General features: G+C 71.5%; 16 protein-coding genes. 9 read left to right on the top strand and 7 right to left on the bottom strand.

Going from position 1 to position 14395, the window contains the following annotated elements; translation table 11 throughout:
- Window positions 1-7: 7 nt before the first annotated feature.
- From AB0C38_RS46370 to AB0C38_RS46360, 3 genes are read left to right on the top strand one after another with little or no spacing between them, the layout of a single operon-like run.
- Window positions 8-811, top strand: coding sequence for an ABC transporter ATP-binding protein (locus AB0C38_RS46370; RefSeq protein WP_360686961.1), 804 nt, complete (start codon window positions 8-10; stop codon window positions 809-811).
- Window positions 811-2169, top strand: a complete 1359-nt coding sequence (locus AB0C38_RS46365; RefSeq protein WP_360686958.1) for a hypothetical protein — start codon at window positions 811-813, stop codon at window positions 2167-2169. The genes AB0C38_RS46370 and AB0C38_RS46365 overlap by 1 nt, the downstream gene beginning before the upstream one ends.
- Complete coding sequence (locus AB0C38_RS46360) at window positions 2166-2729, top strand: hypothetical protein (RefSeq protein WP_360686955.1); 564 nt, start codon at window positions 2166-2168, stop codon at window positions 2727-2729. The genes AB0C38_RS46365 and AB0C38_RS46360 overlap by 4 nt, the downstream gene beginning before the upstream one ends.
- 61 nt (window positions 2730-2790) lie before the next feature.
- Here the strand turns inward: AB0C38_RS46360 and AB0C38_RS46355 are convergent, their stop codons facing one another.
- From AB0C38_RS46355 to efeU, 6 genes are read right to left on the bottom strand one after another with little or no spacing between them, the layout of a single operon-like run.
- Entirely contained in the window at window positions 2791-3201 is a 411-nt protein-coding gene (locus AB0C38_RS46355; RefSeq protein WP_360686952.1) for a PPOX class F420-dependent oxidoreductase, read from the bottom strand.
- A 34-nt stretch (window positions 3202-3235) separates the two neighbouring features.
- Window positions 3236-4312, bottom strand: coding sequence for an SGNH/GDSL hydrolase family protein (locus tag AB0C38_RS46350; RefSeq protein ID WP_360687047.1), 1077 nt, complete (start codon window positions 4310-4312; stop codon window positions 3236-3238).
- A complete protein-coding gene (locus AB0C38_RS46345; RefSeq protein ID WP_360686949.1) occupies window positions 4309-4878 on the bottom strand; it encodes a WHG domain-containing protein in 570 nt (189 codons plus the stop codon). Before AB0C38_RS46345 ends, AB0C38_RS46350 begins: the two co-directional genes overlap by 4 nt.
- Before the next feature lie 47 nt (window positions 4879-4925).
- Window positions 4926-6182, bottom strand: a complete 1257-nt coding sequence (efeB, locus tag AB0C38_RS46340; RefSeq protein WP_360686946.1) for an iron uptake transporter deferrochelatase/peroxidase subunit — start codon at window positions 6180-6182, stop codon at window positions 4926-4928.
- The gene (efeO, locus tag AB0C38_RS46335) at window positions 6179-7333 is read right to left on the bottom strand and encodes an iron uptake system protein EfeO (RefSeq protein WP_360686943.1); all 1155 of its coding nucleotides are present in this window, start codon (window positions 7331-7333) and stop codon (window positions 6179-6181) included. The genes efeB and efeO overlap by 4 nt, the downstream gene beginning before the upstream one ends.
- The gene (efeU, locus tag AB0C38_RS46330) at window positions 7330-8175 is read right to left on the bottom strand and encodes an iron uptake transporter permease EfeU (protein WP_360686940.1); all 846 of its coding nucleotides are present in this window, start codon (window positions 8173-8175) and stop codon (window positions 7330-7332) included. The genes efeO and efeU overlap by 4 nt, the downstream gene beginning before the upstream one ends.
- 344 nt (window positions 8176-8519) lie before the next feature.
- Between efeU and AB0C38_RS46325 the strand changes: the two genes are divergently transcribed.
- A complete protein-coding gene (locus AB0C38_RS46325; protein WP_360687045.1) occupies window positions 8520-9287 on the top strand; it encodes a murein transglycosylase in 768 nt (255 codons plus the stop codon).
- Window positions 9288-9502: 215 nt separating this feature from the next.
- On the opposite strand, the gene AB0C38_RS46320 is transcribed toward AB0C38_RS46325, so the two are convergent.
- Window positions 9503-9907 carry a tetratricopeptide repeat protein gene (locus AB0C38_RS46320; protein WP_360686937.1) on the bottom strand — a complete coding sequence of 135 codons (405 nt, stop codon included), beginning with the start codon at window positions 9905-9907 and terminating at the stop codon, window positions 9503-9505.
- A 174-nt stretch (window positions 9908-10081) separates the two neighbouring features.
- Here AB0C38_RS46320 and AB0C38_RS46315 point away from each other — a divergent pair, with 174 nt between their 5' ends.
- The 5 genes from AB0C38_RS46315 (at window position 10082) to AB0C38_RS46295 (ending at window position 14326) form a co-directional block, all read left to right on the top strand.
- Window positions 10082-10528 carry a VOC family protein gene (locus AB0C38_RS46315; protein ID WP_360686934.1) on the top strand — a complete coding sequence of 149 codons (447 nt, stop codon included), beginning with the start codon at window positions 10082-10084 and terminating at the stop codon, window positions 10526-10528.
- Window positions 10529-10615: 87 nt separating this feature from the next.
- On the top strand, window positions 10616-11902 hold the full coding sequence (gene eno, locus AB0C38_RS46310; protein WP_360686931.1) for a phosphopyruvate hydratase: 1287 nt from the start codon (window positions 10616-10618) through the stop codon (window positions 11900-11902).
- A 195-nt stretch (window positions 11903-12097) separates the two neighbouring features.
- Window positions 12098-12460 carry a septum formation initiator family protein gene (locus tag AB0C38_RS46305; RefSeq protein ID WP_360686928.1) on the top strand — a complete coding sequence of 121 codons (363 nt, stop codon included), beginning with the start codon at window positions 12098-12100 and terminating at the stop codon, window positions 12458-12460.
- 34 nt (window positions 12461-12494) lie between these two features.
- On the top strand, window positions 12495-13004 hold the full coding sequence (locus tag AB0C38_RS46300) for a DUF501 domain-containing protein (protein ID WP_360686925.1): 510 nt from the start codon (window positions 12495-12497) through the stop codon (window positions 13002-13004).
- Between the two features lie 152 nt (window positions 13005-13156).
- Window positions 13157-14326: a lytic murein transglycosylase gene (locus AB0C38_RS46295; RefSeq protein ID WP_360686922.1), complete on the top strand. Its 1170-nt coding sequence runs from the start codon at window positions 13157-13159 to the stop codon at window positions 14324-14326.
- Window positions 14327-14395 lie beyond the last annotated feature (69 nt).

The raw sequence follows: 14395 nt of genomic DNA, 5'->3' as shown, positions 1-14395 counted from the left end.
GAAGAACATGCGTGCAGTCGGGGCCGCCGAGGTCGCGCCCACGGCCTACGCCTGGGAAATCCAGGCCGAGGGGCTGAAGGTGCGGGTCGGCCGGAAGAAGATGGCCGTGGACGGGGTGGACCTGTCACTCGGCAAGGGGGTGCACGGCTTGCTCGGGCCCAACGGCGCGGGCAAGACGACGCTGATCCGGGCGCTGGCGACAGTGCTCCGGCCGGCGGAAGGCAGGTTGTCGCTGCTCGGTGCGCCGGCCGGGGGGCCCACCGGGCAGCGCGGCCTGCGCCGGCGGATCGGCTACCTGCCGCAGAACTTCGGGTTCTACAAGCGGTTCACCGTCCGGGAGTTCGTCGAGTACATCGCGTGGCTCAAGGAGGTGTCCAAAGAGGACATCCCCGGCGCGGTGCAGCGCGCGATCGAGCGGGTGGGGCTCGCCGACCGCGCGGACGACCGGATGAAGACGCTGTCGGGCGGCATGGTCCGGCGGGTCGGGATCGCGCAGGCGATCGTCAACGACCCGGACATCCTGCTGCTGGACGAGCCGACCGCCGGGCTCGACCCGGCGCAGCGCGTGCGGTTCCGCGAGCTGGTGCAGGAGCTCGGCCAGGACTCGTGCGTGCTGATCTCGACGCACCTGGTCGAGGACGTCGGCACGGCGTGCTCCGACGTCGTCCTGTTCGACGAGGGCAAGCTGGTGTTCCAGGGGACGCCGGAGGCGCTGGCTGCGGCCGGCACCGCGGCGCACGTGGGGGACAGCCCGATCGAGCGTGGCTACTCGGCGCTGCTCAACCACGAACCGGGCAAGGGGGCTTGGTGATGATCCTGCGCACCGAACTGCGGCGCTCGATCGCGCCCTGGGCCGGGCTGGCGCTGCTCGTGGTGGCGCTCGGCCTCCTGTTCCTGCTGTCCGGGCCGTGGTGGAAGGTGCCGGCGCCGTGGACGGGGAACACGACGACCACCGCCCTGTGGCTGCGGTTCATGCTGGTGTTCCTGTGGCCGGTCGCCGTCGGCGCCGGGGCGATCCAGGGCATGCGCGACAGCCGTTCCGGCATGGTCGAACTGCTGTCCACGACGTCGCGGCCGGGCTGGCACCGGGCGATCAGGCTGGCCGGAGCGGTGGGGGCGCTGAGTGCGCTCGGGTTCCTGCTGGTGTTCGGCGTCGGCTTGGTGGAGGTGCTGGCACACGGCGGGTTCGTGTCCGCGATCTTCGTGCCGGTCATCCTCGTCGGCCTGCTCGCCATCGTGGCCGGGAGCTGGGCCGGCCTGGCGATCGGGCGGCTCCTGCCGCACCCGCTGACCGCGCCCGCGCTGGCCGTGCTGACCCTGGTGGTGTCGGTGGTGGCCTGGACGTCGCTCGAAGAGAGCGTGCTGTCGATGGCCTACAGCCCGTTCGGGCTGCTCGCGCCGACCCTCGGGCAGCCCCGGGGCACGCTGGTGACGACGGCGGCTTCGGTGAACCTCGGGCAGGCGGCGTGGTTCGTGGGTCTGGCCGTGACGGGATTCCTGCTGCTGGCAGCGAACTCCGTGCGGGCCAGGGTCCTCGGCCTGCTGCCGCTGGTGGCCGGCGCGGCGATCGCGCTGCCGGTCTTCCCGGCTTCCGCCGACGGGCTGCTGGTCCCCGACGGCGTCGCCGCCCAGAAGCTCTGCGACGGGCCGATCTGCGTCACCCGGGCGCACGAGGACAGGCTGGCCGCGCTGGCCGGGCCGGGGCGCGAAGCACTGGCCATGCTGGCGAAGCTGCCCGGCGCGCCCACCCGGATCGAAGAGCGGATCGCGCCGACCTCGTTCACCATCCCGGCCACCCGCGATCCCGGCGTCGTCTACCTCAACTTCCAGCGCGACGACAACCTGCTCACGGCGAACGCGGACGAGCTGCGGCTCGCGGTGCTGTCCGGGGCCGGACTGCCATCGTGCTTGCCCCCGAGCTACGGCGACCTGACCGACGTGGGCGGCCGCATGATCGCGGCGGCGTACTTCACCGGCGAGCTGAAGCCGCTGCCCGAGTTCGGTGCGGGGTGGGCCACCCGTCAGCCCAGTCCGATCGACGATGCGTGGGCGAAGTTCCGCGCGCTACCGGACGACGTCCGGTTTTCGCGGATGGTCGCGCTGCGCCGGATGTTGCTGACGTGTCAGGGCGACCCGCTCAACACGCTGGTGCCGGGGGCCATGAGATGAGGTGGGCGACGCTCTACGCGCGTTCGCGGCAGGTCCCGGCGGCGTTCACGGCCTTGCTGGTCGCCACGGCGGGGGTGTGGTTCCTGGCGCGTGACTCGTGGTCGCCGATCCCGGTCATGCTGACGCTGACGGCGGGCATCGCGGTGGCGGCGATCGGCCTCAGCGGCCAAGACCCGGACCTGGACCGCACCGCGGCGCTGCCGTGGCCGGTCCGGCGGTTCGCGCACCTGGCCCTGATCGGCCTGGCGGCCGGGGGCGCGGTGCTGGCGGTCCAGGAGCTGGGCACGCTGACTGTCGACTTGTCGATCATCCTGCGCGACGCGGCGGGGCTGCTGGGCCTGGCCGGCCTGGCGGCGACGGTCGCGGGCGGCCAGTACGGCTGGACGCTTCCGCTCGTCTGGGCGGGCATAACGCCCTTCGTCCAGAACGACGGCTCGACGACGAGCCACGTCGTGGCCTGGATGCTGCAGCCGGCGGGGACGGCGGCGGCCACCTGGACCGCGCTGGTACTGGCAGTCGCGGGCACCGCGGCCTACACGGCTTGGGGCGGCCGCCGCTGACACCGGCCAACCGGCGAGGCCGCCACGGGAACCCCCAGAGTCCCGTGGCGGCCGCCGGACCTCAGACGTCGCGGATGTTCGTCGCCAGCTCCAGCGGCTCCCGGTCCCAGTCCTCCACGCCGAACGCCAGGATCCGCGAAGGGTGGATGCGGATCACGGCGTCGTCGAAGTGGTTGTCCGGCAGGTTCACCTCGGCCAGCGCCTCCGCGCGGCCGCGGATCTCCAGGCAGCGCACCCGCCACGGGTTCGTCGACGGCAGGTCGTCGACGACGAACGCGACGTGGTCGTCGGCCGCCAGGTTGCGGAACTTCTTGCTGCCGCGCAGGTTGTGGCCGGTGACGTCGATCGTCTTCTCGTCCGGGTTGTACCGGAAGCCGACCGGGTTGACCTGCAGCGTTCCGTTCGGCTGCCGGGTGGCGAGCCGGCCCAGCGGCTGGGCGTCGAGGTAGGCGAGCTCTGCTTCGGTGAACATACCCCGAAGCATTCAACTTCAAGGGAGCTTGAAGTCAAGCGAACGGGCCGCCGAACGCCAGCTCCGTGAAGCGCGAGGCGATGCGCCGGTGCGCCGCGCCGTCGGGGTGCAGCTCGTCCGGCAGCGGGAACTCGGCGTAGTCGGCCGGGCCGTACAGCGAAAGCCCGTCCAGGTAGTGCAACTGCGGGTCCTGCCGCTCCGACGTGATGCGCGCCAGCTCGGCGCGGACCACCTCCAGCGTCAGCTTCCCGGCCGCGACCTCGGCCGGGTCGCCGGTGGCCCGGAACCGCACCACGCCCGAGGCCAGCGCCTCGTGGTCGAAGTCGCCGGGGCCGGGCGTCCGCTCGTGGATCGGGCAGTACAACGGCGAGACGACCAGCAGCGGCGCCGACGGGTGGCCTTCGCGGATCGTGTCCAGGAACCCGTGCACGGCCGGGCCGAACGCGCGCAGGCGCATCAGGTCGGCGTTGACGATGTTGATGCCGAGCTTGACGCTGACCACGTCGGCCGGGGTGTCCCGCAGCGCGCGGGCGGTGAACGGGTCGAGCAGCGCGTTGCCGCTGAAGCCCAGGTTGACCAGCTCGACCCCGGCGGACAACGCGGTCAACGCGGTCCACGTCGTCGAGGGACTGAGCGCGTTCGAGCCCTGGCTGATCGAGCTGCCGTGGTGCAGCCACACCCGGTCCAGGGACGACGCGGGCGAAACCGGAGCGTCCGTCCGGAGGGCGACCAGCGCGGTCATCTCGTTGTGCGGCAACCAGATCTCGACGTCCTTGAGGTGCCCGGGCAGCTCGGCGAACCGCACGCCGCCGGGCGCGGTGGCCTGCGCGGCGAGCTTGCCGTCCACGAGCAGGTCGTACACGCCGTCCGGACGGGGTGGCGCGCCCGGATATTCCACCTTGGTCGGCAGCGTCTCCAGCTCGATGACGCTGGCCGTCGTACGGAACCGCAGGTGGACGCCGGCGGGCTGCGCGTCGGCCATCGCGAGCCGCGGGTCGGTGTTCTGCGCCCGCGCGCGGGCGGGCAGCCGGTGCGGCACCAGGCCGCGTGGGGTGTCTTCGAGTTCGAGGGCGCCGCGCACGAGGTCGGCGGTCAGCGGGGTGGTGATCAAGGTCGTGGCCAATCGCGCAGAAGGGAATCGAGGACGTCGAGGAGGCGGGCCCAGGTGTCGGCGGACGCCGGCGAGCTGTGGTCGAAGCCGCCGTCGGCTTCGAGGGCGACGAACCCGCGGAAGAAGCTGCCGAGCAGCCGGACGGCGTGCGTCTGGTCCGGCCCGGTCAGGTCGTAGCCGCGCAGGATCGCGCGCATCAGCTGCGCGTGCCGGACGCCCGCGCTCGCCGCCGCGGTCTCCGGGTCGAGCCGCAGCTGCGCCGCGGCGAACCGGCCGGGGTGCTCCCGGGCGTAGTCGCGGTAGACGCCGGCGAACGCGACCAGCGCCTCCCGCCCGGCCCGGCCGGCCAGCGCGGCGGCGGCCCGGTCGGCGAGCTCGTCCAACGCGAGCAGCGCGATCCGCGTCCGCAGGTCGTGCGCGTTCTTGACGTGCGAATACAGGCTGGCGACCTTGACGTCGAACCGCCGCGCCAGCTCCGACGGCGTCACCTGCTCGAAGCCGAGTTCGTCGGCCAGCTCGGCGCCCGCTTGCACCACGCGTTCCGTGGTCAATCCGGCACGAACCATCACTACGCCCCCTTTGCCTAAAGAGAGCATAGATCAGCCTAAAGGCATTAGGCAAACAGCGCGTCGCCCCAGGAGCCGGTCGGCGAGACACCCGGCGGCACCGCGAAGTGCGCCGAACCCGTGTGCTGGACGTACTCCATCATCGCGTCCTTCGACGACAGCGCCTGCTGCATCGGCACGTACTGCTTCCGCGTGTCCCGGTTGAACGCCAGGAAGAACAGCCCCGCCTCGAGGTGGCCGACGCCGTCGGAGCCGTCGACGAAGTTGTAGCCGCGGCGCAGGATCCGCACGCCGTTCAGCGCCTGGTGCGAGGCCAGCCGGACGTGCGCGTCCGCCGCGATCACCTTCTCGCCGCCCGCGCCGCCGACGTCGAGGTCCAGCTCGTCGAACTCCGCGGTCTGGCCCAGCGGGGCGCCGGTGCCCTTCGTGCGGCCGACGATCTGCTGCTGGCCGTCGAGGGTTTCGCGGTCCCACGTCTCGATGTGCATCCGGATCCGGCGCGCCACCAGGTACGAGCCGCCGGCCATCCACGCCGGGCCGTCGGCCGCCGTGGCCCAGACCTGGTCGCGCAGGAAGTCGGTGTCCTCGGACTTGATGTTGTTCGTGCCGTCCTTGAAGCCGAACAGGTTCCGCGGTGTCTGCTGCGCGCGCGACGTCGAGGAGCTGCGGCCGAAGCCGAGCTGCGACCAGCGGACCGCGGTGACGCCGAAGCCGAGCCGCACCAGGTTGCGGACCGCGTGCACCGCCACCTGCGGGTCGTCCGCGCAGGCCTGGATGCACAGGTCGCCGCCGCCGCGGGCCGGGTCGAGCTTGTCCTTCGGGAACAGCGGCAGGTCGATCAGCTGCGGCGGCCGCTTCCCCGCGAGGCCGAAGCGGCCGTCGAACAGCGACGGCCCGAAGCCGATGGTCAGCGTCAGGTGCGACGCGGGCAGGTCGAGCGCCTCGCCCGTGTCACCGGGTGGCGCGTAGTCGCCGCTGCCCACCGCGCCGTTCGGCACGACCTCCTGGCCCGCCGTCATCCGGCGGGCCGCGTCGGTCCACGTCTTGAGCAGCTGCCGCAGCTTCGCCGGGTCCTTGGTGGTGACGTCGAGGGCGGCGAAGTGCAGGTTCGCCTGGGCCGGCGTGACGATCCCGGCCTGGTGCTCGCCGTGGAAGTCGACGGTGGTCACCGACGCCTCGGCGTTGCCGCTCGTCGCCTTGTCGATCCCGATGCCCGCCGCGGCTCCGGCCCCGGCGAGCGCGACACCCGCTCCCGCCAGGCCGAAGAGCTTCCGGCGGGAGACGCGGGTGCCGTCTTCACTCACTTGGAAACAACCTCCGCGACCTTGCTCAGCGGCTCGCCCAGGGCGTCGACGGCCGAGGCGAACGCCTTGATCTCGTCCTGGGACAGCTGGTTGTAGAGCTTGTAGCCGTCACCGACGCGCGTCTTGTCGAGCAGGCCCTGGACGTTCGCGAACTCCTTGTCCAAAGTGGACACGAGGGCGGCGTCGCGCTCCTGCAGCAGCGGCCGCAGCGAGGCGATCGCGCCCTTCGAACCGTCCACGTTGGCCTGGAAGTCCCACAGGTCGGTGTGCGAGAAGGTCTCCTCCTCGCCGGTGATCTTGCCGGTGGCGACCTCGTCGAGCAGGCCCTTCGCGCCGTTGGCCAGGTCGAGCGCGGTCAGCTCGAGGGTCTTGGACTTGGCGACCAGGTCCTTGACGTCGGTCAGCAGCTTGTCCGCGATCTGCGGGCTGTCGGCCTGCAGGCCGGTCACGTAGAGGTCCTTCTCGAGGCGGTGGAAGCCGGTGAACTGCTGGCCCTGCTCGAGGTCCGCCTCGCGGACGTCGATGGCCGGGTCCAGGTCGCCGAACTTCTCGGCGACCGGCTCGATGCGCTCGTAGTAGATGCGGGTGCGCGCGTACGCGGCCTTCGCCTCGTCGACCTTGCCGGCCTTGACGAGGTCGACGAACTTGCCCGTCTCCTCCTCCAGCGCGGCGGAGTTGTTCGCGACGTAGTCGGCGTAGCTCTTGGTGGCCTGGGCCTTCTGCGCGTTGGCGTCGGCCTGCTTAGGCGCGCCACCGGTGATCGTGAAGTCGCCGCGGATGCCGTTGCCGGCCATGCCCGGCTTGCACGCCGTCTGGTACTTGCCGGCGTCGGAGGCTTCGACGATCAGGCGCCGGTTGAGCCCGGGCGCGATGTTCTCGACCTCGCCGACGATCCGGTCGCCCTCGGCGTAGAGGTAGAACTCGGTGACCTTGGTGCCCTTGTTGGTGATCTCGAAGGTCACGTTGCCCGCGGCGGCGGTGTTCGCCGAGACGGTGCAGGCGGAGTCGGACGCCTCGACCTTGATCGGACCTCCGGCCGCGCCGGTTTCGTTCCCGGTGCTGCCCTGGCTGTCGCACGCGGCCAGCGTCACCAGTACGGCGGCGCCGGCCACCACGGCCAGCGGGGTTCTGTGGGTCTTGCGCACGGTCACTCCTTCGAGGCGGCCGCGGCGGCGGGCGCCGGCGCGGTCTTCTTGCTGGGCTTGAGGAAAAGGGGCAGCACGATGACGACGTAGGCGACCCACGCGATGGCCTGCAGCACGGTCGTCTGCTGCGAGTAGTTGAAGATCCCCTTGAGCAGGGCGCCGTACCAGGACGTCTCCGGCAGCACGTTCGAAGCGTCGAAGGCCAGGGTGGTGATGCCGGGCAGGAAGGCGGCCTCCTGCAGGTCGTGCAGGCCGTAGCCGAGCACGCCCGCGGCGACGAACACGAGCAGGACGCCGGTGATCGTGAAGAACTTGGCGAGGTTGAACCGGACGGCGCCCTTGTAGAGCAGCCACGCCAGGAGCACCGCCGCCACGATGCCGACGGCGAACCCGATCAGCGGCTGCACGGTGTCCGACTGCGCGGCCTGGACGGTCGAGTAGAAGAACACCGCGGTTTCGAGGCCTTCGCGCCCGACCGCGAGGAACGACAGCAGCAGCACGGCCATCGGGCCGACGTTCAGCGCGTCGTCCATTTTCCCGCGCAGCTCGGCGGCGATGCTCTTCGACGCCTTGCGCATCCAGAAGATCATCGCCGTGACGAACACGACCGCGACGATCGACAGGCTCCCGCCGAGCAGCTCCTGGTGCTCGAACGACAACTGGGCGGTCGTGTAGGTGAGGACCGCGCCGAAGGCGATCGACAGCAGCACCGCGGCGCCGACGCCCGGCCACACCCAGCGCAGCGCGTGGCGGCGGTCGGTCTTGACCAGGAACGCCACCAGGATGCTGACGACCAGCGCGGCTTCCAGGCCTTCGCGCAGCCCGATCAACGCGCTCGAGAACACCACTGGTCCGCCTCCTGAGATTTTCTGGGTCCAGGAAGTTTTTAGGTAAGGCTCACCTGTAAGTCCAGTGGGCGAAGGGCGGCCCGAAACGATGCAACCGGACAAACAGGACGTGGCTACGAAGTTAGGTTAGGGTAACCGCAGGTCAGGGCCTTGCGCGTCGACTCGATAACGAATTCTGTGACGTCGCTGGCAGCGGACCTGTTTTTACCCTCCGCTTGCCTGGTCAGGCGGTTGGGGGACCCCCTTGAGTGGCTCCGTAACCTGTTCGGGTGGCCGAAACCGCTCAGCCGACCGTCACGCCTCCGTCGTCGCCTCCGGGCCCGCCCAGGCGGTACGTCGGCCGGGTGGCACTCGCGCTCGGGCTCGTCGTCGCCGGCGTGGTCCTCGTCCTCACGATCGGCATCCGGGACCCGGACGCCCCGGCGTCGGCCCCGCCGGTGCAACCGGCGCTGGTCATCCCGGAGCAGCGCCCGCAGCCCGGCGCCGAGTCGCCGCGCGCCGGGCTCGCCGCCCCGGTCGACCGGCCGGCGGTGTCCGACCAGGTCGAGCTGGACGCGTGGGCGACCCGCGTCGCGGACAAGACGCACGTCCCGGTGCGCGTGCTCGCCGCGTACGGTCGGGCGGAGATGTGGATGCAGCGCCAGAAGCCGACGTGCCACCTCTCGTGGGCGACGCTGGCGGGCATCGGCCGGGTCGAGACCGGCCGGGGAGACTTCGACCTCTCGGCGATCGGCGCGAACGGCCGCGTCGTGAAGCCGGTGATCGGCCCGCCGCTCGACGGCTCGCCGGGCGTCCCGGCGGTGCACGACACCGACGGCGGCAGGCTCGACGGCGACAAGTCGTGGGACCACGCGATCGGCCCCCTGCAGTTCCTGCCGTCGACGTGGAAGAAGTACCAGGAGCGCGCCAACGGTGACGGCGGCACGCCGGACCCGCAGAACGTCGACGACGCGGCCTTCACGGCGGCGCGCTACCTGTGCTCGGGCGGCGACGACCTGGGCACCCCGGCGGGCTGGTGGCGCGCGATCCTGTTCTACAACCCGGGAGTCGCGTACGGCCAGGACGTCTTCAGCGCGGCGGACGCCTACGCGGAGGCGAGCGTCGCGCCTTAGAGCTCGCGGTCGGCGAAGAACGGCGTGACGGCCATGAGCACCAGCAGCAGCAAGCCGGCGTAAGCACCCAGTGTGACGAAGATCGACATTTCCGGTTCCTCCCTCGTACGGTCTGGAACCAGCTTCGCCGGACGAGGGGGTGCCGCGGATCGGCCGAGGGGCCCGGACGGGTCAGCCGAAAGTCTGAGACCGTGGGGGCCGTTCGGCACTGGCGGCTAGTGCTCGCGCAGCGCGATGTGCGCCTTGACCTCGCTGATCGCCTCGAGGTACTCCGGCACCGGGTTCATCGCCGACGCCATCCGCATCTGGGCCAGGGCCTCGACGAACCGGCCGAGGCGCTGCAGGGTCCGGCCCAGGACGAACCGGGCGTAGTGGTCGGTCGGGTCCAGCTCCAGCACCCGGGTGAAGGCCTGCTCGGCGCGCCGCAGCTGCGCGGAGTGGAAGTACGCGCGCCCGGCCAGGAGGTGGACCGACGGCTTGTCCGTTTCGGATTCCAGCAAGGGCTGCAACGCCTTCAGGGCGTCCAGCGGACGGCGCTGGCCGACCAGATCCTCGGCCTGGCGGAAGGCATGGAACCGCGACTCCTCGGGAGGCTGCGAAGCAGCTGCGGCGTCCGTCATGGTCATCCCACGTTACCAATCCGGCCAAAAGTAGGCCATCCCTTCGGGCGGCGCGTGACCGCTGCCAGGGAGCCATTCGGCCGTGACTGTGGCCGGATCGGTAACCATCGGTGCAGTACCTCGGAAGAGGGGCTTGCACACGCCTCCGAACGGGACGTGATGGACTGTGGCGCCATGAGCAGCCCGTACCGGGGCCTGGCGCCCTACCTGTACTACTCCGACGCCACGGCGGCGCTCGCCTGGCTGACCAGGGTCTTCGGGTTCACCGAGGAGGTCCGGTTCTGCGACGGGGCCGGCGAGGTCTTCCAGGCGACGCTGCGCGCGGGCGACGCGCGGATCCAGCTCGCCGGCGTCGGGCCGGACTACTGGCCGGCCAAGGGCGTCGACGGGCCGGTCGGCCAGCTCAACATCCTCTACGTCGACGACGTCGACGAGGTCCACGCCCGGATCGAGGCGGCGCTCGGCGACGAGGCCGAGCTCGACCCGCCGCAGGACCAGCCCTACGGCGCCCGGGTGTTCACCGTCGCCGATCTCGGCGGCAACAGCTGGACGTTCTGGCAGCAGACGTCCGAGACCGTGGACCTGCCGCCCGGCTGGCAAGCGGTCCGCACTGACGAGTGAGTGACCGGCCGTGCCTCCAACGGGTGAACTGCGGCGACGGCTAGGCTGGGCGCGAAACCGCAGGCACGACGCACCGAGGAGCATGGCGTGGCTCTCATCGAGCAGGTAGGCGCGCGCGAGATTCTGGACTCGCGCGGCAACCCGACCGTCGAGGTGGAGGTGGCCCTCGACGACGGAACGCTGGCGCGGGCCGCGGTCCCGTCGGGTGCGTCCACCGGTGAACACGAGGCGGTCGAGCTGCGGGACGGCGACACCGGCCGCTACAACGGCAAGGGCGTCGAGCGCGCGGTCGCCGCGGTGCTCGACGAGATCGGCCCGGAGATGGTCGGCATCGAAGCCGTCGACCAGCGGATCGTGGACCAGAAGCTGGTCGACCTCGACGGCACGCCGGCGAAGTCCCGCCTCGGCGCGAACGCCATCCTCGGCGTCTCGCTGGCCGTCGCGAAGGCCGCCGCCGAGTCGGCCGAGCTGGAGCTGTTCCGCTACCTGGGCGGGCCGAACGCGCACGTGCTGCCCGTGCCGATGCTGAACATCCTCAACGGTGGTTCGCACGCGGACAGCAACGTCGACGTCCAGGAGTTCATGATCGCGCCGATCGGCGCGGAGACCTTCCGCGAGGCCCTGCGCTGGGGCGCCGAGGTCTACCACTCGCTGAAGTCGGTGCTGAAGGGCCGCGGCCTTTCGACCGGTCTGGGCGACGAAGGCGGCTTCGCGCCGAACCTGGCGAACAACCGCGAAGCGCTCGACCTGATCCTGCAGGCCATCGAGAAGGCCGGCTACGCCCCGGGCCGCGACGTCGCGCTCGCGCTCGACGTCGCCGCGACGGAGTTCTTCGCCGACGGCGCGTACACCTTCGAAGGCAGCAAGAAGAGCGCGGAGCAGATGTCGGCGTACTACGCCGAGCTGATCCGCGACTACCCGATGGTCTCCATCGAGGACCCGCTGAGCGAGGACGACTGGGACGGCTGGGTCACCCTGACCGCCGACATCGGCGAGAAGGTCCAGATCGTCGGCGACGACCTGTTCGTCACCAACCCGGACCGGCTCGAGGAGGGCATCACCCGCCGCGCCGCCAACGCGCTGCTGGTGAAGGTCAACCAGATCGGCACCCTGTCCGAGACGCTCGACGCGATCTCGCTCGCGACGTCGTTCGGCTACAAGTCGATGATGAGCCACCGTTCCGGCGAGACCGAGGACACGTTCATCGCGGACCTCGCGGTCGCGACCGGCGTCGGCCAGATCAAGACCGGCGCCCCGGCCCGCGGCGAGCGGATCGCCAAGTACAACCAGCTGCTGCGCATCGAGGAGACCCTCGGTGACGCCGCCCGGTACGCCGGCGAGCTGGCCTTCCCGCGGTTCAGCGCCGAGGGCTGAGCCTGCATGGCCGACCGGGGGAGGACGACACGCAACCGCCGAGGCGGCGGCGGGGCCACGCGGGCCAACCGGCCCGCGCCGGCCCGCCGTCCCGAGGCGGTGCGGCGCCGTACCGGTGACGTGGACACGACTCGGGCCCGGCTACGCCGGAGCCTGGCGGCGAAACGCGCGTCCGGTGCGGCGAAGGTGCTCGGCATGTCCACCACCCGCCGCGCGGCGGTGGTGGCGATCGTGGTGTGCGCGCTCGCGTTCACCATCGCCGTGCCCCTGCGCACGTACCTCGCCCAGCGCACCGAGATCCGCGAACAGCAGGCCCAGCAGGCCCAGCTGCAGCAGACGGTCGCTCAGCTCCAGGGCCGCAAGTCCGAGCTGAGCGACCCGGCGCAGATCGAGGCCGAGGCCCGGCGCCGGCTGCGGTACGTCAAGCCGGGCGAGACGCCGTACATCGTCCAGCTGCCCGAGGACAAGGCCCCGGACGCGGCGCCCCCGCCGGGACAGCAGCAGGTCCCGGACGGCTCCTGGTACGAGAACCTCTGGAACCAGGTCTCCGGCGGCTGAGCCCCGCTTCGGGCCACGCATTAGCCTTGAGTGCGTGAACAGCACGCAGCAGCACCGGTTCGAGCCCGTCACCGACGCCGACCGCGAGATCATCGCGGAGCAGCTCGGACGGCCGCCGCGGGCGCTGCGGGCCGTGGCCGCGCGGTGCCCGAGCGGGCACCCGTCGGTTGTGCAGACCAGCCCGCGGCTGGAGAACGGCACGCCGTTCCCGACCCTCTACTACCTGACCTGCCCGAAGCTGAACTCGATGATCGGCACGATCGAGGCGTCCGGGCTCATGAAGGAGATGACCGAGCGGCTCGCCACCGACCCCGAGCTCGCCGCGCTTTACCAGCGGACCCACGAGACCTACCTCGCCGAGCGCGACGCGATCGAACCCCTCGGCCACCAGGTCACCGCGGGGGGCATGCCCGGCCGCGTCAAGTGCCTGCACGTGCACGTCGCCCACTCGCTGGCGGTCGGTCCCGGGGTGAATCCGTTCGGTGACGAGACGCTGGAGCTCCTTAAGACGAACGGGTGGCCCTCGGGGGACTGTGCCGAGTAACGCTCGCGGCACGTAAACAGATAACTGGGCTGGGTGAGCGAAAACCCCCGTCCGGCGAGATCCAGACTCCCGAAGGGGTGAAACCGCGCCCCGGGTACGGCAGGCTGTCACCCGAGGGTGGGTGACCGATCCGGCCAGGAGGACTTCGAGCCATGCGCGTGCGGCGACTGCCTGACGCAGTCGGGAGCCACACCCGAAGATTCGGGATCCGCCACCGCACCGCGTTCCCCCTGATCGCCGGCATCTTCGCGGTGGTCCCGGCGCTCGTGGCCGGTGCCGGCACCCTCGGCTGGCTCGGCGGGAGCGGTGACCACACCCGCGACGCCGTGCTCGGCCAGGGCTACGACCCCGGCCACGCCGCCATCCAGCAGATCGCCGTCGACGGCACCCTCCCCGGCGCCCCCACCCCGCTGCCGCTCCCGGCGTACGAACTCCCCGACGGCCCCCTCGGCATCCCCGCCACCGCGCTCGCCGCGTACAAGAACGCCGCCGACATCCTCGGCCGCGAGCAGGCCGCGTGCCACATCGACTGGGCCCTGATCGCCAGCATCGGCCGGATCGAGTCCAACCACGCCCGCGGTGGGTACGTCGACGCGAACGGCACCACCCGCGAGCCCATCCTCGGCCCCGAGCTCAACGGCCAGGGCGCGTTCGCCGCGATCCCGGACACCGACCACGGCGAGCTCGACACGGACCCGGTGTGGGACCGCGCGGTCGGCCCGACCCAGTTCATCCCGGCGACCTGGCGCGGTTACGCCTCCGACGGCAACGGCGACGGCAAGTCCGACCCCAACAACATCTTCGACGCGGCCCTGGCCACCGGCCGCTACCTCTGCTCCGGCGGCTTCGACCTGGCGAACGCGGACCAACTGCGCGGCGCGATCTACCGCTACAACAACTCCGACACGTACGTGAACACCGTGATCCTGTGGGCCGAGGCCTACCGCAACGGGATCATGCAGGTGCCGGACAGCACGGTCCCGATCGGCGCCCCGAACGCGGCGGCCGGCCCGCCCGCACCGTCGGTCCCGCCGCCCCCGGTCCCGACCACGACGCCGACCGGCCCGCCGCCGCCGACGACGTCCCAGCCGCCGACGACCACGAAGCAGCCCTCTTGCGCGCCGCCGACCACGACGGTCACCACGACGACGGTCACGAGCACGACCACGACGACGACCCCGCCGCCGACGACCACGACGACGCCTCCCGGTGAGACCTCGCCGAGCCCGACCACGACGCCGACCCCGACGTGCGGGCAGACGGTCACCTCGGTCACGACGACGACCACCCCGACCACGACCACGGCGTCGCCCACCGGCTGAGGAGCCGGCCCGGGAGGTCGCGAATGACTCATTCGCGGCGCCGGATGTCCCGAATGAGTCATTCGCGAC

The sequence above is a fragment of the Amycolatopsis sp. NPDC048633 genome, from assembly GCF_040650695.1.
Taxonomy (GTDB): Bacteria; Actinomycetota; Actinomycetes; order Mycobacteriales; family Pseudonocardiaceae; genus Amycolatopsis.
Note: the sequence above shows the minus strand (reverse complement) of the source record. Positions and strands in the feature narration are given on the sequence as shown.

What these genes read in the sequence shown, in the direction of transcription:
- AB0C38_RS46370 (WP_360686961.1), top strand. Translation starts at nt 8, where the DNA reads ATGCGTGCAGTCGGGGCCGCCGAGGTCGCGCCCACGGCCTACGCCTGG.
- AB0C38_RS46365 (WP_360686958.1), top strand. Translation starts at nt 811, where the DNA reads ATGATCCTGCGCACCGAACTGCGGCGCTCGATCGCGCCCTGGGCCGGG.
- AB0C38_RS46360 (WP_360686955.1), top strand. Translation starts at nt 2,166, where the DNA reads ATGAGGTGGGCGACGCTCTACGCGCGTTCGCGGCAGGTCCCGGCGGCG.
- AB0C38_RS46355 (WP_360686952.1), bottom strand. Translation starts at nt 3,201, where the DNA reads ATGTTCACCGAAGCAGAGCTCGCCTACCTCGACGCCCAGCCGCTGGGC.
- AB0C38_RS46345 (WP_360686949.1), bottom strand. Translation starts at nt 4,878, where the DNA reads ATGGTTCGTGCCGGATTGACCACGGAACGCGTGGTGCAAGCGGGCGCC.
- AB0C38_RS46320 (WP_360686937.1), bottom strand. Translation starts at nt 9,907, where the DNA reads ATGACGGACGCCGCAGCTGCTTCGCAGCCTCCCGAGGAGTCGCGGTTC.
- AB0C38_RS46315 (WP_360686934.1), top strand. Translation starts at nt 10,082, where the DNA reads ATGAGCAGCCCGTACCGGGGCCTGGCGCCCTACCTGTACTACTCCGAC.
- AB0C38_RS46305 (WP_360686928.1), top strand. Translation starts at nt 12,098, where the DNA reads ATGTCCACCACCCGCCGCGCGGCGGTGGTGGCGATCGTGGTGTGCGCG.
- AB0C38_RS46295 (WP_360686922.1), top strand. Translation starts at nt 13,157, where the DNA reads ATGCGCGTGCGGCGACTGCCTGACGCAGTCGGGAGCCACACCCGAAGA.